General features: G+C 44.6%; 22 protein-coding genes and 1 riboswitch. Of the genes, 18 read left to right on the top strand and 4 right to left on the bottom strand.

The features are described from left to right. Nucleotides 1-361: 361 nt before the first annotated feature. Nucleotides 362-1,162 (bottom strand): Cof-type HAD-IIB family hydrolase, encoded by an 801-nt coding sequence (locus EJP82_RS13135; RefSeq protein WP_127192527.1) that lies wholly within the window; start codon nt 1,160-1,162, stop codon nt 362-364. A gap of 315 nt (nt 1,163-1,477) precedes the next feature. Between EJP82_RS13135 and EJP82_RS13130 the strand changes: the two genes are divergently transcribed. The 5 genes from EJP82_RS13130 to EJP82_RS13110 all read left to right on the top strand — a co-directional run bounded on the left by EJP82_RS13130 (nt 1,478) and on the right by EJP82_RS13110 (nt 6,076). Further along, a complete protein-coding gene (locus EJP82_RS13130) occupies nt 1,478-2,452 on the top strand; it encodes a phosphotransferase (protein WP_127192509.1) in 975 nt (324 codons plus the stop codon). 17 nt (nt 2,453-2,469) lie between these two features. Continuing rightward, on the top strand, nt 2,470-3,267 hold the full coding sequence (locus EJP82_RS13125; RefSeq protein WP_127192508.1) for a lipid II flippase Amj family protein: 798 nt from the start codon (nt 2,470-2,472) through the stop codon (nt 3,265-3,267). Nucleotides 3,268-3,287: 20 nt separating this feature from the next. Continuing rightward, nucleotides 3,288-3,830, top strand: a complete 543-nt coding sequence (locus EJP82_RS13120; RefSeq protein ID WP_127192507.1) for a GNAT family N-acetyltransferase — start codon at nt 3,288-3,290, stop codon at nt 3,828-3,830. A 32-nt stretch (nt 3,831-3,862) separates the two neighbouring features. Next, nucleotides 3,863-5,029 carry a purple acid phosphatase family protein gene (locus EJP82_RS13115; protein ID WP_127192506.1) on the top strand — a complete coding sequence of 389 codons (1,167 nt, stop codon included), beginning with the start codon at nt 3,863-3,865 and terminating at the stop codon, nt 5,027-5,029. A gap of 333 nt (nt 5,030-5,362) precedes the next feature. Further along, nucleotides 5,363-6,076 (top strand): alpha/beta fold hydrolase, encoded by a 714-nt coding sequence (locus EJP82_RS13110; protein ID WP_246054106.1) that lies wholly within the window; start codon nt 5,363-5,365, stop codon nt 6,074-6,076. A 186-nt stretch (nt 6,077-6,262) separates the two neighbouring features. Here EJP82_RS13110 and EJP82_RS13105 read toward each other — a convergent pair whose 3' ends face one another. Then, complete coding sequence (locus tag EJP82_RS13105) at nt 6,263-7,114, bottom strand: aldo/keto reductase (RefSeq protein WP_127192504.1); 852 nt, start codon at nt 7,112-7,114, stop codon at nt 6,263-6,265. A 231-nt stretch (nt 7,115-7,345) separates the two neighbouring features. Between EJP82_RS13105 and EJP82_RS13100 the strand changes: the two genes are divergently transcribed. Then, complete coding sequence (locus EJP82_RS13100) at nt 7,346-8,239, top strand: AraC family transcriptional regulator (protein ID WP_127192503.1); 894 nt, start codon at nt 7,346-7,348, stop codon at nt 8,237-8,239. A gap of 464 nt (nt 8,240-8,703) precedes the next feature. Here EJP82_RS13100 and lplA read toward each other — a convergent pair whose 3' ends face one another. Continuing rightward, the gene (lplA, locus tag EJP82_RS13095) at nt 8,704-9,708 is read right to left on the bottom strand and encodes a lipoate--protein ligase (protein WP_127192502.1); all 1,005 of its coding nucleotides are present in this window, start codon (nt 9,706-9,708) and stop codon (nt 8,704-8,706) included. Nucleotides 9,709-9,851: 143 nt separating this feature from the next. After that, nucleotides 9,852-10,658, bottom strand: coding sequence for a PPK2 family polyphosphate kinase (locus tag EJP82_RS13090; protein ID WP_127192501.1), 807 nt, complete (start codon nt 10,656-10,658; stop codon nt 9,852-9,854). A 204-nt stretch (nt 10,659-10,862) separates the two neighbouring features. On the opposite strand from EJP82_RS13090, the gene EJP82_RS13085 reads away from it, so the two are divergent. The 12 genes from EJP82_RS13085 to cobS all read left to right on the top strand — a co-directional run bounded on the left by EJP82_RS13085 (nt 10,863) and on the right by cobS (nt 24,143). Then, nucleotides 10,863-11,954, top strand: a complete 1,092-nt coding sequence (locus EJP82_RS13085; RefSeq protein ID WP_127192500.1) for a pyridoxal phosphate-dependent aminotransferase — start codon at nt 10,863-10,865, stop codon at nt 11,952-11,954. After that, entirely contained in the window at nt 11,954-12,682 is a 729-nt protein-coding gene (locus EJP82_RS13080) for an adenosylcobinamide amidohydrolase (protein ID WP_127192499.1), read from the top strand. Before EJP82_RS13085 ends, EJP82_RS13080 begins: the two co-directional genes overlap by 1 nt. Next, nucleotides 12,682-13,647, top strand: a complete 966-nt coding sequence (cbiB, locus tag EJP82_RS13075) for an adenosylcobinamide-phosphate synthase CbiB (protein WP_127192498.1) — start codon at nt 12,682-12,684, stop codon at nt 13,645-13,647. Before EJP82_RS13080 ends, cbiB begins: the two co-directional genes overlap by 1 nt. A gap of 77 nt (nt 13,648-13,724) precedes the next feature. Then, on the top strand, nt 13,725-14,366 hold the full coding sequence (locus tag EJP82_RS13070; RefSeq protein ID WP_246054096.1) for a histidine phosphatase family protein: 642 nt from the start codon (nt 13,725-13,727) through the stop codon (nt 14,364-14,366). A 134-nt stretch (nt 14,367-14,500) separates the two neighbouring features. Next, the gene (locus tag EJP82_RS13065; RefSeq protein ID WP_127192497.1) at nt 14,501-15,379 is read left to right on the top strand and encodes a TRM11 family SAM-dependent methyltransferase; all 879 of its coding nucleotides are present in this window, start codon (nt 14,501-14,503) and stop codon (nt 15,377-15,379) included. Between the two features lie 1,348 nt (nt 15,380-16,727). Beyond that, nucleotides 16,728-18,287 (top strand): methyl-accepting chemotaxis protein, encoded by a 1,560-nt coding sequence (locus EJP82_RS13060; RefSeq protein ID WP_127192496.1) that lies wholly within the window; start codon nt 16,728-16,730, stop codon nt 18,285-18,287. Between the two features lie 100 nt (nt 18,288-18,387). Continuing rightward, nucleotides 18,388-18,596, top strand: a riboswitch (cobalamin riboswitch). A 202-nt stretch (nt 18,597-18,798) separates the two neighbouring features. Next, nucleotides 18,799-19,800 carry an ABC transporter substrate-binding protein gene (locus EJP82_RS13055; protein WP_127192495.1) on the top strand — a complete coding sequence of 334 codons (1,002 nt, stop codon included), beginning with the start codon at nt 18,799-18,801 and terminating at the stop codon, nt 19,798-19,800. Continuing rightward, the gene (locus tag EJP82_RS13050) at nt 19,797-20,843 is read left to right on the top strand and encodes a FecCD family ABC transporter permease (RefSeq protein WP_127192494.1); all 1,047 of its coding nucleotides are present in this window, start codon (nt 19,797-19,799) and stop codon (nt 20,841-20,843) included. The genes EJP82_RS13055 and EJP82_RS13050 overlap by 4 nt, the downstream gene beginning before the upstream one ends. Beyond that, entirely contained in the window at nt 20,840-21,673 is an 834-nt protein-coding gene (locus EJP82_RS13045) for an ABC transporter ATP-binding protein (RefSeq protein ID WP_246054094.1), read from the top strand. The genes EJP82_RS13050 and EJP82_RS13045 overlap by 4 nt, the downstream gene beginning before the upstream one ends. 3 nt (nt 21,674-21,676) lie before the next feature. Next, a complete protein-coding gene (cobT, locus tag EJP82_RS13040) occupies nt 21,677-22,768 on the top strand; it encodes a nicotinate-nucleotide--dimethylbenzimidazole phosphoribosyltransferase (protein ID WP_127192493.1) in 1,092 nt (363 codons plus the stop codon). Further along, nucleotides 22,765-23,340, top strand: coding sequence for a bifunctional adenosylcobinamide kinase/adenosylcobinamide-phosphate guanylyltransferase (gene cobU, locus EJP82_RS13035; RefSeq protein ID WP_127192492.1), 576 nt, complete (start codon nt 22,765-22,767; stop codon nt 23,338-23,340). The genes cobT and cobU overlap by 4 nt, the downstream gene beginning before the upstream one ends. After that, nucleotides 23,337-24,143, top strand: coding sequence for an adenosylcobinamide-GDP ribazoletransferase (cobS, locus tag EJP82_RS13030; RefSeq protein WP_127192491.1), 807 nt, complete (start codon nt 23,337-23,339; stop codon nt 24,141-24,143). The genes cobU and cobS overlap by 4 nt, the downstream gene beginning before the upstream one ends. Nucleotides 24,144-24,152 lie beyond the last annotated feature (9 nt).

Here is a 24,152-nt window from a genome sequence, read left to right as displayed (position 1 = left end):
CAGTTTCAGAAGAAATCTGCTTAATTCGCTTAAGGTAGTGTCCACTTTTTTGACAGAGGTCCATAACTCCAGTTGTTTCAAAGAATTATTGTTTCTCATCTCTGTTACGTGTCATATAGCTGGAGGAATTCCAGTTATTATCCGCCAATGTAAGTTCTAGTCCGATTAACGGGAGGAATTCCTGTTAGTATATTTTTAATAACACTATTGATTACTGCCAACACTTTGGTTTACTCTGATCAGATCGTTCCCAAACGGAAAAAAGAAACTGTCCCTCCACAGTACATACTAACTAAGGGTGGGACAGCTTTTGGTATTATTACAGGTCAACCAGAGATTACTGGTTGGCCTCCTTTTTGATTTATTCCCGGTTAAACACAAATTTATCAATGACGAGCTTAACACCGTCATCATTATTGCTGGCAGTTACGAAGTCGGCGATTTCTTTCAATGCTGGGATGGCATTACCCATAGCAACACCAAGACCTGCTGCTTCGAGCATTTCGTGATCATTCCAAGAGTCACCGATCGCAATCGTGTTGGAAAGATCGCAGCCGAAGTGGTTAGCGAGGAATTTCAGGGCATGGCCTTTGGTTCCTTCATGATGCATGAACTCTAGGAAGTTTGGTTTAGATTTGGTGATATGCACACTGTCGCCGAGCAGTTCACGGAGTACAGGGGCAATCTCATCTAAATAGTCCGGTTCATCGATGATAAGCATCTTCGGTGTAGGTTGAGCGACCAATTTGGCAAAGTCAGGCTCAACATAGTATTTGGTCCCGTTTAGGTTGGTGTAATCAATTAACTTTTGATTTTCTTCACGTGCGTATAACTTGTCATCAATGTAAGTCTGCAAATGAAGGTCATGTTCAATGCAATATTTAAAAAGCTTGTCCGCGGCCTCAGTTGGTACATATCGTTCGTATAATACTTGCTCATCCAGCAGGTTCTTTATCAGTGCGCCCTGATAAGTAATAATCGGGACATTCAGTCCAGTTTGGCGAGCAAGCACATGGGCCGAAGCATAAGCACGACCTGTGGCTAATGTGACGACAACGCCCGCTGCTACGGCTTCTTCAAGTGCCTTCTGTGTGGCTGGGGTCACTTTTTTGTCGTCGTTAATCAAGGTGTCGTCGATATCGATGGCAATCAGTTTATACATATAGTTCTCTCCTCCGTGATGGTTATAGAACACTCTCGCAGAAACGGGTAGCACCTTACAAGGTTGAAGCCGTTCCTACTTGTCTCTTTATAATTTCTATATCTATTGTACCGTACAGAGCGCAGATTTCAATTTAAAAGCTCTATCTAAAGATAAGTGCTTGTTAAAAATGGATACAACAGTGGAGTTCTGGAGGAATGTGGAGACTGGGTTAAATCAAGGCTTGACATAGAATTTATGATTTCGAAACGCACCCTCATGTGGTAATATTACCCATGAACCTACTTATAATATTTGTTAAATAGAGGTGAAAACATGAACCAAGATATTCACCCCATTTTATTAGAATTACAGAGGAACTCCCAGCAATTATATGGGTTTGAGCTGCACTCATGGACTCCCGTTTCATTGGGATGGCTAAATTTAAAGTGGAGACTCATAACAGACCGCGGGGAATTCTTACTCAAGATCTACCATGCCAAAAGGTATAAGGATGTTCATGTATTAACTAGAGCCTTGGAACAACAACAAAGGTTACATGATTTCGGAGTTCCTTGCCCAGAACTTTTAACTAGAGATGGAGAGGTCCTGCATGGTTTAGATGATGAGAAATTTATTATCATGCAGTTTTATCCTGGAAATAGAGTTAAACCTCAAGATATCAACAAACTACAAATGTATGAACTTGGTTTGATTACGGGGAAGATGCATCGGATCTTGAATGATACCGCTCTAGGAGATGATATTACCCCCCAATTTGTACCCCCGAGTCGCGAAGAGCGAATATCTCATTGGCATCATGTTATGGAGGAGGCAACAAACAATGATATGACTCATCTACAAAGCCGTATTGAACTGCAGTTGAAATTAACTGAAACTTTAGATATCGATTTTTTGGATACAACTTTAACCGGATGGTCTCACCGTGACTTGTGGGTAGATAACCTTTTGTTCTATGAAAATAAGGTGTCTGCTGTACTAGATTTTGACAGGTTAAACTTTGATTACCCAGAATTAGATGTTGCCAGAGCTATCATGTCGTGGGCATTGTATAATGGTGATTTGCGTACGGATTTTGTTTCTGCCTTTTTAGATGGATATCGTATGGAACATAATTATCACTCGGGTAGATTAGTAAACTCCTTAAGAATGTTATGGTATATGGAGTCTGAATGGTGGATTACCGCGGATATGGATGATCATAATGTAGTGCAGTCAAGATTCGCTGAGGAAATGATTTGGTTATCCCAAAATGATGAACAACTCCCGGTGGTTGTAGGGAATTTATAAACAATGGGGTGAGTTTGTTGCTGGAACAAGTCATATTTGTTGCTTTGTTTACCTTCATTATTCACCTCTCAGAGACACTTACATATTCACTTCGCTTAGCAGGAGTTCGTTTAGGGAAATTAGCCGTTGCCTTATCGTTAACAGGGATCATTCTCTTGGTTTCAAGAACGGCAAATATGGTTCAGGGTCTACTAACTGGGAAAATCATAGACTTTGCAAAGCAAAATGTGGGCTTTGATTTAGTAGGTCACTTAAGAGTTATTATTGGTGCGTCAACAATGGGGACCATAGTGGCATTATTGTTATTTCCTTCTGCTGTTGTACTTTTTTCTAGGGTGATAGCACATTTAGAAGTATCCGGGTCCATACCTCAAATGATCCGTACTTCCGTTTCTATTCAAAAAGTGAGTAACGCAAGACATCATTTGCGCAAGCCCAAGTTATCGATGCTGTCACGATTGCGAATTGGAGGCATACCAAAAAGGTTAGTGATTCTTAATTGTGTTGTGACCGCCATTTATACTATAGGTGTGTTAGCAGCCTTACTGGCTTCGACATTTACAACAGAATATGCGACGACTGCATTGCAATCCTCGGGATTAATCAATGGGGTGGCGACGATTTTACTAACTATACTGATTGATCCGCAAATTGGTTTGATCACGGACAAAGTACTTAGAGGAGAACAAGAGATTACTGCACTTAATAAGGTTTTTGGGTTACTCATGATCTCGCGGTTAGTAGGTACGGTGCTTGCACAAATATTGTTGGTACCAGCTGCGCATTTCATTATTTGGATGGTTTCTATTTTATAGTTAAGCTAAGGGGCGAGTAGATGTATAAAGACAAAGAGTTGACGATTAGACCTGCAAAGAAAGAGGATTTAAGGTCACTTTGGGAACTAATCTATAGCGATGAATCACCGGAATGGAAGAAATGGGATGCACCTTATTATGAACATAAACGGATTTCTTGGGATGATTATCTGCTGAGGGATAACGTTATTGATCAGGAAGATGATTGGGTCATTGAAGCCCATGGGAAAGTCATCGGAAAGGTTAATTACTATTGGGAACATAAACTTTCTAATTGGCTTGAAATGGGGATTGGCATCCTTGATCCACACTATTGGAGTGGTGGCTTTGGTACTAGAGCGCTTAAGTTATGGACTAATCATTTATTCAACACGTTACCCTTGGTAAGGGTGGGTTTTACAACTTGGTCAGGGAATGTAAGGATGATTGCAGTGGGAGAAAAGCTGGGAATGACCATGGAGGCCAGACTTAGAAAATGCCGTTATTATAATGGAGTATATTACGATTCCATCCGAATGGGACTTTTGCGTGAAGAGTGGGAGAGTAATATGTTCTACAAATAGCGGATAATCTTAGTTCAAAGTGAGGGGAAATCATGCTATTTCTATCGAAAGGACCCTATTTACAACGACCCACCGAAGACTCCATGACGATGATGTGGGAGACTTCTGATTTGGCTTCTTCAAGTGTCGAGATATTGTTGGCGGAGAGAATACACAGTGGACATCAAGGGAACTACAAGAAACCGGAGGTCGTTATCGCGTCTGTCTCCAATGAGGAGCGTTCTACGATCCACCAACTTACAGTAACAGGACTTGAGCCCGGAACGATGTACTTTTATACTATTCACTCGGCAAATGCGAAGGGAGAGGTCCAATCAGGTCCCTATCCATTTAAAACGGCAGTACGAAGAGGAGAGCCATTCTCCTTTACGGTGACGGGTGAAACCGGAGGATATAGCAGCTTTGATCCATCAGATGGCCTGACGAATATAAATATTTTCAAACAGATGCAAAGATATCGACCTGATCTTACTTTATTTGTTGGTGATATTGTTGATAATGGAGACAATTATGAGGATTGGGAGAAATACTTCTTTGGCCCGGGGGCTGACTTTTTAACAACTACGCCATTCTACAGTTGCCTCGGCAATCATGAGAATAATGCTTCGTGGTATTATGAATTTTTTGACTTTTCCCCACCCAAAAATTATTATTCATTTGATTATGGCGATGTTCATTTCATTTGTCTGGACAGCACAGATTTTATAAAGTCTGAAGATTACCCACTCAGTGCGGGAGAAATGAGTCCGGGAAATGAACAATATGATTTCTTGATCCATGATCTACAATCGACATCTGCGAAGTGGAAAATCGTCTTTTTTCATTATCCGCCTTTTGTATCAGGGGGGTATCAAGTAGAAGATTTGCGACAACTATGTCCCTTGTTTGAGCAGTATGGTGTAGATCTAGTATTTAATTCGCACACTATCGTATACGAACGTAGTCACCCACTTCGTGCTGGTAAAGTAGATTTCCAAGGCGGGATTACCTACATTGTGGCTGGAGGTGCAGGTGCTATGCCAGAATGGCTATTACCAAAGCGAGAATGGCATACATCGCAGTCATTGGCGGTGCCGCATTTTTTACAGGTTATTGTAACCGTGGATCATTTGGAACTACGGGCAATTGACGAAGAGGGCAGACTATTTGATAAATTTACTTTGAGGAAGGATTCGGATGGTAGCAAGTCCTACTTTTAGTCTCGATCGAATGCCGGACCTATGACCATATTTTTCGCAGCTCTATTTTCAGCCATATCGTTTACCCTGATTTTAGCAATTCCAAGCTAAGGAACAGTTGTAGAATTATTCTTACACTAGCGGCCAGAAGTAATAAGCTAAACAAAGTGTGGTAACCTCTCAAACGCAATGGGCATAAGCTGATAACATATGTTATTTTGAGAGGATGACTTGTACATGTTTCCTTATCCCCAAGAAATTCATCAATTCCCATATCCCGATTATAGGTTTATGCCCAGCGAATCGAATGAAAGATACCGTATACCCTCGCAGCAACGGCTTACCTTCGTGCTTGTGCATGGCTCTTGGGCTGACGCTCACTTCTGGGACGGCGTAGCGGCGGCGCTGTTCAGTCAAGGGCATACCGTTTATACGCCGGAATACGCCGGACACGGCAAAGATCCGAACAAAAATGTCACGCATGCGATGATCACGAAGTCCGTTGTTGATTTTATAACGAAACTGAATCTACACAACTTCATTCTCGTCGGGCACAGCTTTGGCGGAACGGTCATCCAAAAGGTTGCAGAACAGGTACCGGATCGCATCAAGCGCCTCGTCTTCTGGGATGCGTTCGTTCTGAATGATGGCGAATCTCTTGCCGACGAGTTACCGCCCCAAACGAGACAAGGTTTCGAGCAACTTAGAGCCGCCTCGAAGGATGATACGATCATGCTTCCGTTTCCACTGTTTCGGGATTTATTCGTCAATACGGCTACATTCGAGGAAGCCAGATGGATGTATACAAGTGTTATTCCGGAACCGGCCAGACCGCTTTTCGAGAAGCTAGATCTTAAAGTCTTCTATGAGTTGTCTATACCGAAAGGTTATGTATATTTTCTCCAAGACAATGCATTACCACAAGGAGAGGGATTTGGCTGGAATCCGCATATGTCCACTCGACTCGGCCAGTTCCGCCTTATCGTCGGCGATGGGGACCACTTTACGGATACTCGCACAAGGCCGGAGATGGTGGCGCAGAAGATTTATGAGGCGAGCCGGGACTGACGTGCTGTAGAAGTGTTTTTTTTGTGAGGCTAGAGCAAGATCGATCTATAATGCACCAAGATTCGTGTATTAATCGAAAAGGAAATAAGAGGTATTAAAAAAAGGGCATCCTTTGCAGGATGCCTCTTTAAGTACTTTTTTATCACATAAACAGAACCTACCAGTGGCCTTCCAAAATAACGATTATTAGATATCAAGTTTACGAGTACTAATCCATTTCACCATTTCAGGATCGTTATGTGAAAAGAACAGACTCTGTTTCGTATCCAACGTAGTAATCGATTCCATATCCTCTGGGCTTAATTCAAAATCAAAGATATTGAAGTTTTCGATAATTCTTTCTTTACGAACAGACTTCGGAATCACAACGATTTCTCTTTGTGTCAACCACCGTAAAAGTACCTGGGCAACGGATTTATTATACTTTTCAGCAATAGGTATCAGTATCTCATTCTCGAACAAGTTATTTTTTCCTTCTGCAAAAGGCGCCCAAGACTCGATCTGAACATTGTTTTCTTTCATAAATTTTGCACTTAAGATTTGCTGGTTGAAGGGGTGCGTTTCGACCTGGTTTACGGCAGGAGTTACTTCATTATGAATAATCAAATCGATTAGACGATCCGGCTGGAAGTTACTAACGCCGATTGCACGGACCTTTCCTTCATGATACAACTCTTCCATAGCGCGCCAAGAGCCATGTACATCTCCAAATGGCTGATGAATTAAATACAAATCCAAATAATCAAGTTGTAATCTGTTCAATGATTTTTCATATGCTTTCTTTGTGCGCTCATAACCAGCATCCTGAACCCAGAGCTTCGTAGTGATAAATAATTCCTCTCTTGCCACACCACTCCGTTTAATTGCTCTACCAACTGCTTCTTCATTTTGATAAGAGGCAGCGGTATCAATCAGACGATAACCTGCCATAATAGCGTCATAAACGCTTTGTTCACATTCATTTGGATCAGCAATCTGAAAAACACCAAAACCGAGTATAGGCATCTCAACACCATTGTTCAAATTTACTTTTTGCATATAAATCCTCCTGTTCTTAAAAGTATGATTAAATCGACTGAATGCTATCCATTACATCCGTGACAGGCTCAATCCGCCGTCGCGTTTTACATTCTTATTATGCACCAGAGGACAAATCGACCGTTATCCCATTCATGCCAGATGTTTGCCTAATCCTCTCACTACCACTTATGTATCGAATGAATATGGACTATAATCAGACTATAAAAGATTGACGAAAGAGAGGATCAAATGTCTGAAATAATCACTAATCAGCAGAATGAGCTCGTAAAAATCATTGAGTGTTATTCAGAAAAAGACGGTGTTCACCAAACTGCTATTCCGTCCTTATTTTTCATGCGTGACTCGAATGCGTCTGTACCAAGACATGGAGTGTATAAACCGTCCTTATGTATGGTTGTTCAAGGGGCGAAGGAGGTATGGTTGGCGCAGGAGCGTTTTAGATACAGTCCTGCCGATTACCTAATTGCATCCGTACACCTGCCAGTTACCGCCCAAGTCACCGAAGCCACTCCCGATATTCCTTATTTAGGTTTCAAACTTGAATTTACACCGAGTCAAATATTAGAGGTTTTACAGGATTCTGAAGTTCGAGTTTACACTAAAGAAAATCCTAAGCGAGCTATGTTTGTTTGCCAGATGGAATCTTCTTTAATGGATGCGGTTCTCAGATTAGCTCGTTTGTTAGATGAGCCTAAAGATATTCCAGTACTTGCTCCACTAATTATAAAAGAGATTCTTTATCGGGTGCTCCAAGGTCAGAATGGGATTGCATTGGAGCATATTGTAATGGAAGGAAGTTCAACTCATCAAATTAAAGATGTTATTGAACATATCATGAATAACTATGCTAGTTCTTTGCGGACCCGGGAGCTTGCCGAAATAGCGAATATGAGTGTTTCTTCGTTTCATCGGTACTTTAAAGAAGTAACAGCAATGAGTCCTATCCAGTTCCAAAAACAACTGAGACTTCAGGAAGCACGTAGGCTATTGTTAACTGAGTCAGCAGATGCCACTGATGTGGCATTTCGAGTAGGCTATGAAAGCCCTTCGCAATTCAGCCGTGAGTATTCCCGAATGTTTGGTTTTCCGCCTAGACAAGATATAAAGCGTCTTAGAGCATAAAAGGTTCAGATAACGGGGGGACGGAAGTGAAAAGGACCCGCCTTGGCGGGTCCTTTGTCTTGGAAATAACACCAGGATATCGTCCAGGTGACTTCCGATATTAAACGGCAACAATCTAGGACAGTCTATCACTCTATTTCCGTCTGACAATTATGTAATTGCTGTATAACTTCTAAATTCCAGTAGATATCGGGATGGTTCTGAAGAACTTTATAGTTTCTTGGAAAAGCTAGCTTGGAAGCATGCTAGGTTCGCCTTTGTCTTCAGACTTCTACCTCTTATAAGTTGAAATATTAAAAGTGATACTAGCTACGAGAGCGAAATGATTCTGAAGAAGCGGAGCGTTCGCCTTTGTCCCCAAATTTCAACTTTGTAAAAGTTCAATCGAGAAATTTGGGGACAACAGCGATCGTAAGAACATTTTGTTATCGTAGCTCCATCACTATCAGTAGTTCAATCCCCCGCTATTCCTCCAAGAAAACAAGCCCAATAAACTCGTCCTTTTCCAAGTTCCCGAAATAATGCTTCACATCGATATCGGCTAGTGCATCGCGAACTACACTTTCTTCGTAACGAATACCTCTTAGTTTATTCTCGATATCTGCTACGTCTCCTACACCGAAAAAATCGCCGTAAATTTTAATATCTTGGATCTGTCCGTCTTTGATGTTCATGCGTAGGTCGATGATTCCGACCGGGAATTTCTTGGAATGCTTGACGTTTGATTCTGGGGACAATCCGTAGTTCCAATCCCAGTTCTTATAGTGTTCTTCGGAAATTTCATGAATCTTCTTCCAATCGGCATCGGTTAATTTATACTGTGGTACGGATTCTGCATCCATCCCGAATATATGGCGAAGGAGTTCGGATCGGAACTCTTCAATCGTCATTTTTTTATCTAGAAAATCAACTATATTCGCGACACGGCTACGCACAGATTTGGTGCTCTTTGATTTGAATTTCTCAGGATTGACATGTAATGAGGCAGCAACGTTGTCCAAATTCAAGTTGAACATCAGTGTGCCATGGCTAAACATCCGGCCCCGTGTTGCGAACTGTGCGTTACCTGATATTTTCTGTTCCCCGACCTGCAAATCATTGCGACCCGTCATCTCGGCATTCACACCTAATGAATGAAGTGCTTCAACTACAGGCTGGGTAAACTTGCGGAAGTTGTGGAAGGATTGTCCATCATCTTTGGTAATGAAGCTAAAATTCAGATTACCGAGGTCATGATAGACTGCGCCACCGCCGGAGAGACGACGTACGACTTGAACTCCGTTTTCTTTGCAGTATTCAGCATTGATCTCTTCGATGGTGTTCTGATGTTTGCCGATAATAATGGACGGTGCGTTAATATAGAACAGCAAGTAACTGTCGTCGTCCATCGGAAGGTGCTTAAGTGCAAATTCTTCGATTGCCAAATTAATTGACGGATCGGTAATCCCCTGATTATCGATAAATAACATGAGTATCGCTCCTCCGATATAGGTTAAGTGGTAAAGTAACTGGTTTACTAATTGTATAATTAATGCATCCGAGCTACTTTTACATTGTAAACCAATTGCACACAAAACCAAAGGAAAAGGGAGATATGATGAGAGAACTATGATTACTTAATTTCATCAAGGAGGGTCATTAACTCAGGAATGGGTTCAGGATCTTTCAAATTTAATTTTCTTAATGACTCCACTGCAATGCTTAGAACGGCATAGTCGCGATACCATCTATGATCTGCAGGGACAACATGCCATGGGGATGCGCTGCTGCATTTTTCAAGCAATTCTTCATAGTAATTTCTATATTTCTTCCAAGACTTACGTTCCATTAAATCGGCGGGATCAAACTTCCAGTTCTTTGCGGGATCTTCGATCCGACTTTTTAGCTTTTCTAACTGGAACTCTTTTGAAATGTGCAAAAATATTTTAACTACCTTTACATGGTTATTCTCTAAAAGCGACTCAAAATGGTTAATGTGTTTGAAGCGGCTTTTGGCTTCTTTATCAGAGATCAACTCATGTACCCGTGTAATAAGTACATCCTCGTAATAGGATCGATTAAAAGTAGTGATATGACCAAGAGCAGGAACTTTACTGTGAGCTCTCCAGAGGAAATCATGCAGTGATTCTTCTTCGGTTGGTGTTTTGAAACTATAAGAGGAGACACCCGCAGGATTAAGTCCAGAGAAAACATGTTTGATTACCCCGTCTTTACCGCTGCAATCCATGCCTTGAAACACAAAAAGAACAGCCTCATTCTTACCCGCATTAAGTTTCTCCTGTAACTCCTGAAACTCTTCCTTTAGCTTGATCGTTTCTTCTTCCACTTCTTCTTTGTTCAGAAATGTACCCGTATTCTTTGGATCGATAGTGCTCAGATCAACCTTTTGCTTAACAGGCAGTGCGAATGGTTTTGGCATGTGAGATTTGGCCTCCTATAGAATCGTATTTTCATATAGTGTAACTCTAAAAAGAAGATATGGCATCCTAAATTATGGTAGATGAGATAAAAGCCCGGAGATTGACGAAAGGAGCCCATAAACTGCATAATGAGGGCATTGATTCTAGTCGGCTAGTTATGAAGATTTATAACGACATGTAACCATAAAGAGAGGTTTGAAAACATGCTGGAAGTGTATGGTCATGGGGGCGATCTAGAGACAGCCTCCCTTAGGTACGGCATAGCGCCGGGAGAATTTATAGATTTCAGTGCCAATATTAATCCGTTGGGTCCACCGCCTGGACTGCTAGACAGACTCAGGGATGCCTTGCCTGGTGTTGTTTCTTACCCAGATCCGGGACACAGAACACTGACTTTATTACTAGCGAAGAAGAATAACGTCGATAAAGAGACTATTGTTATAGGAAACGGGGCAGCGGAAAACATGGCGCTTGCCTTGCTTGCCTTATCTCCGAAAGTAGTTGGTATCGTTGAGCCTTGTTTCTCTGAATATGCGACGTTATCTAAGCAGTTCGGGGCAGAGGTGAGGAGTGTCTTTGGTACAGAAGAGAGAGCTTTTAAAGCTGAGCCAGCGGATGTAGAACGTCTGATTGGAGAGAGTGATCTTGTGTTTATCGGACAGCCAAACAATCCGAACGGTGTGCAGTATGGACTAGATGAACTGCGATTGTTTGCTGAAGCAGGGGAACGACATAAAACCTATGTGGTGTTGGATGAGGCATTTGTTGACTTTATTCCGGATACAAACCGGCAATCGCTTCTGTCGGAACTTGAACGTTACAGGTATTTGATTCTGATTCGGTCGATGACGAAGTTTTATGCGATACCAGGTCTAAGACTGGGGTATGCGATGGCTCATCCTCAGTTGGCTGCGATGATGCGAGATAAGCAGGTGACTTGGAGTGTAAACTTGTTAGCTTTGATAGCTGGTGAATATTGTTTGTCTGCGAGTGAGGAGTATGAAGCGGCGACGATTGCTCTAGTTGCGCAGCAACGAGAGTTTTTGCGGGATCGACTGAGTCGTCTAGGCTGTATGACGTGGCCGAGTGAGGGGAATTTTCTGCTGGTACGTTTGCCGCAGGGGTGGAGTGCAAAGGGTATGCAGGAGGCACTTGGTCGGCGTGGAATATTGGTGCGGAGTTGTGCAATGTATCCGGGGCTAAGTGATAGGGATATCCGCATTGCGGTTAAGGGGAATGATGACAATTGCAAACTGCTCACAGAAATGGAACGGGTAGTGGGAGGGGTATTATAGTGACTACACCATTTTTACATGGAAAAGAAGGAGATATCTACGAATCAACAAGTTGGCCTGGGCTAAAGCTTATTCAAGGGGAGCGACATTTGCTGCTGGAGGCACCATCCATGATGGAGGGGCTTAGTAGCGCGGTGTTTGGTGGTGGAATGAAACCGATACGAAGAATGGCCAACATTTATGTAGATCGATTCTACCGTTGTGATGATCCTGAACGAGATATATCGCTGTTGTTGCAGGAGTGGAAATATCCGCAAACAGAAACGGCCGGTTTACTTACGGCGGTTCAGCTTCGCCACGCAGCAGTGGCAGAAGAGTATACGGATGATTTTGCTGTCTTCTGCTGCGCGACTGCGGGTATATCGAACGGTGCCCGGGCAGGGGTGAAACGGACGACGTTTCCAGCTTCCTGGACGCCGGGAACAATCAATTTGATGTTAGTTGTGGATGGGAAAATGACACCAGCGGCGATGGTTAACGCGATCATTACGGCAACGGAGGCGAAGGCAGCGGCACTGAGCGATCTGGGCGTGCTGGACGCTGAGAATGGGCTGACGGCTACAGGAACAACGACCGATTCGGTCGTGTTAGGTGTAAGCCAGTCAGCGCATTGGCCGCTTGTGCACGCTTATGCGGGGACCGCGACGGATATCGGCGGCGCGGTGGGGCGGTTGGTGTACGCCGCCGTGAGCGAATCGCTGCGCGTTGTAGCGGAGGAGCGCCGCTGATGGCGGCGTGGTGGATCTTGCCGGCCGCGTATGCGCTGGACCGGCTGGTTGGCGATCCGCGCTGGCTTCCTCATCCCGTGGTCGGGATGGGGAAGGCGATTAGCGCGATCGAGGCGGCGATTCGCCGCCTGGTGCAGCCCCGCCGCTACCGCGTGGCGGGGCTGTTGCTGCCGCTACTGGTCGTTGGCGGCAGCTTTGCCTTGACCTGGGCCGCGCTGCGCCTGCTGGCCATGGTCAATCCATGGCTGGCCGCCGTCGCCGAGGCTGCCTTCATCGCGACGACAATCGCCGCGAAAGGGCTGCGGGACGCCGGCATGGAAGTGTGCGGCCATCTACGCCGCGGAGATCTCCCGGCTGCGCGCCGCTCGCTCTCCATGATCGTCGGCCGCGATACAGCCGACCTGCAGCCGCCGGAAGTCGTCCGCGGCGCAGTGGAAACAGTGGCGGAGAACATCGTCGACGCCGTGGTGTCGCCGTTGTTCTTCGCGTTAATCGGCGGCGCCCCGCTAGCCATGGCTTATCGAGCGGTAAATACGCTCGATTCGATGGTTGGCTACAAGAACGATAAATATTTTCATCTCGGCTGGGCTTCCGCTCGACTGGATGACATTGCAAATTATATTCCTGCGCGTCTAACAGCCCTTTTGCTAATCGCAGCTTCATGGTGTCTTAGACTCGATCCGATGGGAGCATGGAGCGCTGTGCGACGTGATGCCTCAGCTCACCCTAGTCCCAATAGTGGTTATCCAGAGTCTGCCGTAGCAGGATCATTAGGTATACGACTTGGTGGTGAGAACACTTACCATGGTGTGACGTCGTTCCGCGCGTATATGGGTGACAAGAAACGTGAGCTGGAGCCTGAGGATATTCCGCGGACAGCAAAGCTCATGTTTCTGGTGTCAGGCGTATTTGTTCTGATAGGTACGGCAATCTGGATCGGAATCAACGGCTTGATATGGGTGTGATGGAGAAATCCATACTGGAACAGGTATTGAGATAAAGAGAATAATTAGGTAAGAGAAAGAGGGAGGGAACGACAAAGTTGCTTGGCGAACTCAATAGTGAATCCCTTAGGAAAACAATAATTAACGATACACAAAATGAAACGAATTTACATGTGGAATGGTGGATCGTCCGCCATGGTTTAACCCCATGGAATGTGGAGCGGCGTTATCAGGGGCATAGCGATCAGAAGTTGCTTTCCGGTGAAGCGTCTGGTCTAGAATTACTGCGTAAAGAAATCGAGGAGGTTTCCTTCTCTGCCATATATTGCAGCGATTTAAGTCGTTGCCGAGATACATTGGCTTATGTTCGTCCTGACTTACAGCAAGTTGCCATTTGTGATGACAGGCTGCGGGAATTGAACTTTGGAGAGTGGGAAGGGCAGACCTATGACATGCTCAAGGAAGATCCTCTATATCGTTCATGGATTGATAACCCTCAAGAAGTTACACCGCCTGGTGGAGAATCTTGGGATCAGTTTCGAGACAGAGTCACCAGTGTGTATAGGGAGCTTATGCTGCTCTCTCACTCATTAGTGGCTGAGGAACAGAACCCTGTCATTCTTATCGTTACACACGGTGGGGTTATTTCTATGTTGTCTTCCATCCTCCAGCCCGGATTAGGGTTTTGGGACACGAAGGTACCTATAGGTGGCATATTAAGGCACAAGATACAGCTATAAAATCCAAATTGAATCTCGTTATATTCTACCCTAGTATTACAATATTGAAGATTGGAATGTGATTGACCTTGGAATGTGAACCTAGCTATATCTATACCTATGCATGCCATGAGAACGAACGAGACTTGTGTCAAATGGAACTACGAGCCCTGTTCGGAAAGAGTGGAGCACCGTATGATTCCTTTGTAGAAACAAGTGTAAAAATAGACCCCAGCCGTAGCCCCTTCATCTCGATGAGGATCGATGTATTGTTCACAGGTGAATCTCTAGAGGAGATTACTTCTGCGGTGAATTCACTTGAGTTAGGCGCAGCGACCTTTAAAGTGCTGTATATCAAACATGGGGATAAAATTAGCTATGATGAACAGCGTAACTTGGAAAGACAAGTTGGAATGAATATCACTGGTAAAGCAGAAATGCGACGTCCAGATGTCACTTATGGCTTGCTCTCGAGTGAAGGACGCTGGTATTTTGGGATATGTTATTCGTCGGAGGCCATTTGGCTAAAGCATAAAGATAAGCCGCAAAACTATTCAACAGGACTGAGTACCCTTGTGGCCAGGGCTTTAGTCAATATTGCAGTGCCCCGGCCGAAAGGTATAAGGGCAATAGATCCTTGTTGCGGGATGGGTAATGTATTGATTGAGGCTTTATCGATGGGGATAGATATGATTGGTCAGGATATCAATCCGCTCGCGATTAAGGGTGCTCGAATCAATCTACGGCATTTCGGATACGATGATTCAGCTCTCGTGAGTATCGGAGATATGAACGAAGTGGAACAATATTTTGACGCTGCCATATTGGACATGCCTTATAACCTATGTTCTGTACTCCCGGAGTCGGAACGGATTAAGATGTTGACGAGTCTGCGGCGCTTTAGTGAGCGGTCAGTGATCGTGTCATCCGAGGCGCTAGATAGTGACATTTCTCAGGCAGGTTTGAGCGTTACAGATCGGTGCACGATCACAAAAGGAACCTTCGTCCGTAATGTGTGGTTATGTAATGGATAACCATCATAAGGTGCTGAGACATCATAAGGGTGGAGCAGTAACTTCATAGGATGGAGCGGTAATATCAAGATGGAGCTGACCAACCAAATGGTTAGCTTTGAATTATTAGGTCAGCCAGAAGCCTCTGGTTGGCCTGTTTGTTAGTGTTTTTTTTATATAGGAGTAATGAATCTACAGTAGAGGCAGAATCATTTTCTACAGTTAAATTAGTTGTTTTGAACGGTTGATTCATTTAATTGCAGAAAGTGCAGTTAGATTGGATGGATCGGAGTTAGGGGCATAGCAAAAATAACCTAATCAAGCAAAGGTATGATTTCCTAAGACTCCTATATCCGAAAAAGGGGAGATCAATCGCTGAAAGGCTAACATCTAAGAGTCTATTCTAGTTGCTGGGTGAGAGAATGTGAGGATGAAGAGTTGAGAAGATGATGAACTGTACCGAACTAGAAACCAAGAAACTAAGAGATGTGAGATTGAGATATGCCGTTAAGTTGAATCTGTAAGCTGAGATTCAAGGTGAGAGGACATAGGATCCGCTATTATGCCTTTTTTAGGCCTTTTTTGAGTTCTGCGGACCTGAGATCCGTTATTCGTCCTCATTACATCATAATCAGAGATATTTGAGCGAATAGCGGAACCAGTGTCCGCATAGATCTCAAAACGGGGGTATTTTCAGCAAATAACGGACTCAGTGTCCGCTCACACTAGTTCTCGACTAACGGTATGTGCACCTTTCATGAATCAAGCAGGTGATCGGCGGCTGAAGTTACCAATTTGGAGCAAGTCGATGCCAAAGATAAGCGGTATCTAAACAAGGGATGGCCCCCTCCGCTAGAGCATGTGATCGATGAAGAGGATGTTCTAGCCACTCTAGGTATGTAATTTTTGACTGTCCGGAACAACTAGAAGTGAATTTATTGTTGTTGATTGTCTTGAAATAGCTTCAACGAAGATGATTGCGAATCGCTGTAACGGAACTCAGCGACCTTATTTGCGGCTTATTCAACTGTTGTGGATTCTAACGGAACTAGCAGACGTTATTTCATGCATATTCATGTATTAGAGCATCATTTGGAAGAAGTAAGGTCTTTCAGTTCCGTTAGAATTTTTTGTGCCTCTCAAAACCCAAAATAAGGGCTGCTGGTTCCGTTAGAATGATGTCAGAATACCCCCTGATGCCTTCATCTCAAAGCACTCAGAGCAACCAAATACATGACACAATATGTAATGTATAACTCAAACAGCAAATATCATCAATTACTTTTATCGAAAATATGATATTTTTGCTGTGAAAATGGTGTTAATCGCACTATAATGTTAGGTAAACTAACATATTGGAGTGGTGAAGATGAATCAACTCCGTTCGAGTGCAAGAAGTATCTCCATGTTTGGAACAGGAATCGCACTAATTATGGTTATTGGAGTGCTGTGGCAGGGCGCATCCTGGTATATCATTGTAATGGCACTTTTAACCTTCCTAACCCTTGGTCTACTTTTGCTAACAGGACTTAAACAGGGAACTGAATCAACAGTCATGCTGCAGGGCGCCTCAACAACAACGAATTGGAATGCCATTGCTAACGAATCTTTGGTAGCGGCGGATCGGGTTCAGGCGGCTGTCGGTGAAGTAAATGGAAGTATAGAGAAACTAAAGAGCCTAGCAGATACCTCTTCTTTGGAGGATATGAAGCTCAAGCAAAGTAGTGAACGATCATTAGAGTTGGTTCAAGAAAGTCTTGCAGCCATGGAGGAAGTAGCTGCTTCTGCAGCAGAAATTCAAGAGATGGCAAAGACACTACATACCCGGAGTGAGAAGACAAGGGCTGAGGCATCACTTATGGCAGAATCTCTTAGAGAAGCTGACGACACAATTCACGCACTAGCCGATTCCCAACAGTCGATTGAAAAACCGATGGAGGATTTGGAACAGAATACTCGCAAGCTTGGAGCGTTATACCAGGATATGCAAGGGATTGCTGGGGAGGTGGCGTTGCTGGCATTGAATGCGTCCATTGAAGCTGCTCGGGTTGGTGACCAAGGGAAGGGGTTTGATGTAGTTGCAGTACGGATGCGGCAACTTGCTGAACAAAGCAGTCATGCGATCGGTAATTCAGCACCTTTATTTCAGCGTATTGCAGAGGAAGTTGAGAGGGTGAAGATTTCACTTCAAGGGGGAAGGGAATCAGCTACACAAGGTGCTTCTTTGATGCGGAAGATGGGTGAAGATATTCGCTATATTACTGAGGAGGTCACTGCGATAGATGGCCTCATTGGAGGAACGGGCCCGCGAAGCCAGGAGCAGGCGGAGTTGACACGGAATATGGAGAATATGTTGGAAGAGGTGCATGATGCACTTAATCACAACATTACGCATGTGGGAGGTGCTTTAGAGCGAATGGAATCGCAAAGAAATCACACAGCTAATCTAGAAATCGTGACTGTAGGACTTCACAAGGCATCCGTGGAATTAATGTCGTCTCTGGATAGCATTTCTGATTCGAGTGAAGATGTATTGGATGGTTTAGTTGAGCTTAGGCAGACATATTCTCTCAAACTATCTCAAGCAGCCAAACAACCCCTATTTATTGGGATGGAGGAACCTGTCCATCGCACAGCACTTGCGGAACTATTGGCAAGAGAAACGGTTATGGAAGCTGTATGGACTAACCGGTGTGATGGTTCGTTTGTGGTATCGATTCCTGAGGCGGGTCTGCTTAATGCGAGAGGGAGAGATTGGTTCAGAAGATCCTTGGCCGGTGAAACGGTGTTGTCCGAAGTATACATATCTGCAATTACGAAGCAACGATGTGTGACTCTTTCTGTACCGATTCTAAGTGATGGTGAGGTAGTTGGTGTACTAGGAGCGGATTTATCCTTAGGTAATATTGCCGCTGGAAGTAACGCATAGTTTGTGTTTTTAGATATTTCTGATTGATTTATACTCGTATTGTAACTTTTGTCCTTTTCCCCTATAATCCTATAGAGAAGAAAGCCTTTATAGACACACGAACCAATGAATACCCGTAGGTCCTGAAGAAAGCGGTTATCGCAGACTTTAGGTTAAAAGGGAAGCCGGTGCAAATCCGGTACGGTCCCGCCACTGTAAAACAGGGATGAAGCTCTTTTCTGCCACTGTTATCCATGAAGGATAATGGGAAGGTGAGCTTAGTCATTCAACCTGGTAAGTCAGGAGACCTGCCCACGGGTGTAATAGACGGTCCTTCGAGGAAAGGATAACGTTCTGCTAAGATGATTCATGCTGGGCCCCGTGTATTTGCGGTGTCATAGGTATGACCTTGTAGACGTAACCCAATTCCTAGCGGATTGGGTTTTTTCTTGTACGAAGATTTATAAGGTGATCAACAAAGGAACTTCGCTCATGCTAGATTAGAGTAACCATTAAGGGGAGGAAGAAAGAGATGAAGAACATGAGAAAGATTTGGGCGGTTTGGCTGCTCGCATTAATGCTTGTTGTAACAGCAGGTTGTGGTACGAATAACGCAGCGAACAGTAATAACGCAACAAATGAGGTGCAAAAGGAGCAGAATACAGCAACTCCAGCACCAACACAGGATGAACTCAAAACAACGTACCCTTTAACTGTAACAGATGCTAAAGGTACAGAATTTACTTTTGAGTCGGCACCACAGAAGATTGTATCACTTGCACCGTCTGAGACTGAGGGATTGTTTGCGCTCGGATTAGATGAACAAGTTGTTGGAGTATCTGATAATGATGATTATCCAGATGCTGTTAAGGATAAGCCTAAAATGGGCGGATGGCAGGTTAATGTAGAAGCTGTTGTGGCGGCACAACCAGATTTGGTATTGGCGGGCAATTTAGTAGATGAAGCAACAGTGAAGAGCCTTACCGATTTGGGTATCAAAGTATATCAATCTAATGCTAAAACTCTAGATGGAGTAATAGCTAATATTCGGGCAGTAGCTCAAATTACCGATCATCAGGCACAAGGGGAAGAAGTAGTTTCCCAAATGGAAAAAGAACGTGATCAAGTTGTTGAGGCGGTCAAATCACTTACACCAGAGCAACGGAGTAAAGTCTATATTGAATTCTCCCCAGGCTGGACAGTGGGTAAAGGTGAATTTATGGATGAAATGATTACACTAGCCGGTGGCGTGAATGTAGCTTCTGATCTGACAGGTTGGAATGAAATTAATGAAGAGAATATTATTAAAGCAAATCCAGACGTCATTTTGTATGCAAGCAGCGTTGTGGATGAGAATAACAAGACATTGGCCGAAATTATTAAAGGCCGTAGTGGATGGGATCAAATTAAAGCAATTAAAGAAGATCACGTTGTTGGCCTTAATGATAATTTATTAAGCCGCCCGGGTCCTCGTGTAACTCAAGGATTGATTGAGATGGCAACAGCGATTTATCCGGAATTGATGAATAAATGAGTAAAAAGCTGGCGGGATATGGGGCGATTGGCCTGATCCTACTCGGCGTCACGTTACTTATCTGTATTGGATTTGGTTCCGTATCCTTGCCATTAGGAGAGATACTTCGAATTTTGTTGCATCGATTACCCTGGATAGGTCAACTCGTGACTAAGGATTGGGATGTAGCTTCGGAACAAATCATCATGCAGGTTCGACTACCTCGTGTTCTTTTGGGTCTCCTGGTTGGAGCGGCACTTGCTATAGCGGGAGCTGCCTTTCAGGGAGTACTACGCAATCCGTTGGCAGACCCGTTTACCCTTGGGGTATCATCGGGTTCCGCTGTGGGGGCGGCAACGCTCATTTTCTTCGGATGGCAGTTCTCTTTGATCGGCGTGTTTTCTCTACCTGTTGTTGCCTTTCTAACAGGAATGGTAACGTTATGGGTCGTAATGTGGTTGGCGCGCGAGAACGGAAAGATTCCAATTGAAGGACTTATTTTATCAGGTGTAGTGATGCAGTCGTTCCTTGGAGCGATCGTATCTTTTCTCACGGCTATGTCGAATAAGACCGTGAATGAAATTTTATATTGGACGATGGGAAGCCTGAGTCTTCGCGGATGGTCATATACGACCATCCTTTTCCCGTATTTAGTACTTGGGGCGCTATTCTTGTGGAGCCAAGCCAGGTCACTAAACTTACTTGCACTAGGCGAGCGGCATGCAGCCCATTCTGGACTTCATGTAGAGCGGACCAAGCTCTGGGTATTGCTTGTGGCTACGTTATTAACAGCTGCGGCAGTCTCGGTGTCCGGTGTTATCGGATTCGTTGGACTCGTAGTCCCTCATATGTTACGACTTATCGTCGGACCGGATTATCGACTTATTATTCCACTCTCTGCGCTTGGTGGTGGTATATTTATGATGTGGAGTGATCTGGCGGCACGTTCATTATTGGCTCCGACGGAGATTCCTTTAGGTATAGTTACGGCGTTTGTTGGAGCTCCTTTCTTTGCTTATTTATTGTACCGGAAGAAGAAGCAAAGGGAGGCGGAAATGTCATGAGTATGCAAAGTGCTTTGGACATGGACATGATCCATGTAAAGGACATAGTTAAATCTTATGGGCGACTTCCGGTGTTGAACGATGTGAGTTGGAGGGTCAAACCAGGTCAATTCTGGGGGATTATCGGACCTAATGGTAGTGGTAAGACGACGCTTTTGAATCTCATATCTGGCGTGGAGAAACCGGATCAAGGGGAAATAGTGCTTGGTGGTAAGCCACTCGCTTCCTATCGGCGCAAGGAATTATCACGCAAATTAGCTGTACTCCAACAGGATGGATTACCACCTGTGCCGTTCCTGGTACGCGAGGTAATCGAAATGGGGAGGTTTCCGTTTCAAGATTGGCGTGGTAAAGAGAGCGACGAGAATGCGGTGAAACTTCTCCATGAAATAATGGAAAAATTGGAACTGAAGGAACTGGAAGATCGTCCCCTAAGTATGTTAAGTGGTGGGCAAAGGCAACGAGCCGCACTTGGAAAAGTAATGGCTCAACAGCCGGAAATCGTTCTTCTGGATGAACCGACGACTTATTTGGATATCCGCTATCAGATGCATTTTATGGAGCTTGTCTCAAGTTGGCAAAGAGAGGAAGGTCTAACGGTGGTTGCGGTTATGCATGATCTGAATTTGGCCTCGCTATTTTGTGATCGGTTGCTTGTGCTACAAGAGGGGAAGATTGCTGCTGAAGGAACTCCAGATGAAATCCTGTCTTCGGAAACGATGGAAGCAGTGTTTGAAGTGAAAACACATATCGTATCCCATCCTGACGTTGGAGCTCCGCAATTGCTGTTGAAAACGGAGAAAAGGTTATCAATTAATGAGAGGGGTTAATTTATGAGTCATTTTATTTCAATTCCACATATTCTAGGTGACATTAAACCATTGGACATCAATGCTGCCACTGCCGCCGCTGCGCATTTGGACTCTTTGACGAAACCACCAGGGAGTCTAGGGAAACTTGAGACTTTAGCTATTAAACTAGCTGGAATCACAGGGGTCGAGCGACCTTCATTTCCACACCGCTCGGTAATTGTGATGGCAGCTGATCATGGGGTTTGTGAAGAAGGAATTAGTGCGTTTCCAGCTGAAGTAACCCCTCAAATGGTCTTGAACTTTCTCGCTGGTGGAGCGGCGGTGAATGTACTCTCACGGCAAGCTGGAGCAGAAGTGCTGTGTGTTGATATTGGCGTTAACGCTGAAATGAATCATCCAGATCTTATTAGTCGTAAGGTTCGTATGGGGACTGCCAATATGGCCAAAGGTCCTGCGATGAGTCGTGAAGAGGCGGAAGCGGCATTGTTAATCGGTGCAAATATTGTTAATGAGGCATATGACCGAGGAGTTCGGCTCTTCGTAACGGGGGAAATGGGCATAGGGAACACGACGGCTAGTGCCGCTGTTTTGAGTGCCTTAATTGGTGTTTCTCCATTAGAAAGTGTTGGACGAGGTACCGGAATCAGTGATGAAGTTCTTCGACATAAAGCGTTAGTCGTAGAACGCGCTCTGGAATGTAACACTCCAAATTCGCTGGATCCAATCGATGTTCTATCCAAAGTAGGTGGACTTGAAATTGCCGGATTAACCGGTGTAATCTTAGCTGCTGCGGCACGCCAGTGTCCGGTTGTTATCGACGGCTTTATTTCTAGTGCTGCTGCATTATTGGCTCAGCGATTCTTACCGGAGTCTGCGGTTTACATGATTGCCTCTCATACTTCTCATGAGCAAGGGCATGCTCATTTGTTAAAAGAACTTGGTTTGGACCCTATGTTGCAACTAGATATGCGCTTAGGAGAAGGAACAGGAGGCGTTCTGGCGCTTCATCTTATTGATGCTGCTTGCCGAATTATGGCTGAGATGGCTACATTTGAGAGTGCTGGCATATCTACTGGTGGAGAAAGTGCAGAGTCTGGGACAAACCAACTATGATTGTCATGGTTACGGGTGGAGCGCGGAGTGGTAAAAGCTCGTTCGCAGAACGCTGGTGTATGAAGCAGGCGAAGTCTGCTATATATATCGCTACAGCTCAGGCCTTCGATACAGAAATGGAGCAGCGGATTGCACTGCATAAGGAGCAAAGAGAAGGAAAGGATTTTCACTGGACAACTTTGGAAGAGCCTATTCGGCTAGCTGAATTGTTGACTTCTCATCCTATTCTGTTAGGTGGAAATGTCACTGGTGAAGCTCCGCTTGTTCTTGTCGACTGCTTAACACTTTGGTTATCAAATGTCCTGCTCACAGCGGGTGATGGACCTGAAGCAGGAGTTATAGTAATGGAACAAATGGAACAACTGGAAGCTGCGATTAAGGCTTATCCTGGCACGATAGTTATGGTGACGAATGAAGTAGGCGACGGAATTGTGCCGGAATATCCGCTGGGCCGCCTGTACCGTGATTTAGCGGGTGTATTGAATCAGCGATTAGCCCGTATTTCACAGCAGGTATTTCTTGTTACTGTGGGAATCCCTATCGAATTGAAAAGTAAGGAGTACCTTCTATGAGTGATAAGAGCCGGCCAATTCTGGCCGCTTTTCAATTTTTGTCACGGATTCCAATCAAAATCGAACTAGATTTCACCCCAGCGCTGTTGCGGCGAAGCGTCAAATATTATCCGCTAGTTGGAGCGGTGATTGGTTTAGTGGTGTGGGCAGGCGGAACACTGTCTGCTTGGGCATTACCCTCGTTACCGGCCGCAGTAATTACGTTGATCCTCTGGGTCTGGATGACAGGTGGATTACACTTGGACGGATGGATGGATTCTGCTGATGCCCTGCTAAGTTATCGTTCTCGCGAGAAAATGCTTGAGATCATGAAAGATAGTCGTGTTGGTGCGATGGGCGTATTAGCATGCGTCTTATTGCTTTTATTTAAAGTGTCGCTAATCGCCTCGTTATTGGAATTGGGTGCTCTCCCAGCTTTCATGGCGCTATTGGTCGCGCCGATATGGAGCCGATGGTTCATGGGCTGGGCGATGCGTTCATGGCCGATGGCGAGAGAAGGAGAAGGGCTGGCAGGACGTTTTCACGGCTTGAGCTTGAGGGATATCATTCTGTCCACGATACTCGCAATAACATTGTCGGCATCGGGCTTGTTTCTTGCCTCCTTCACTGCTTGGAACGAGGTTCCTTGGAAGAGATTGGTTCTGTATTTCGTTCTGCTTCCGCTTGTGACTTATGGGGTAGGGACTTTATCGGCCAGAGTAATGAGCTCTAAACTGGGCGGCTTGACCGGTGATACTTATGGTGCGTTGAATGAAGGTCTAGAGGTTGTACTACTCCTGTTAGCCGTTCTGATAATTCGCTGATGGAGGCAT

The organism is Paenibacillus anaericanus, assembly GCF_003994475.1.
GTDB lineage: Bacteria > Bacillota > Bacilli > Paenibacillales > Paenibacillaceae > Fontibacillus > Fontibacillus anaericanus.
Note: the sequence above shows the minus strand (reverse complement) of the source record. Positions and strands in the feature narration are given on the sequence as shown.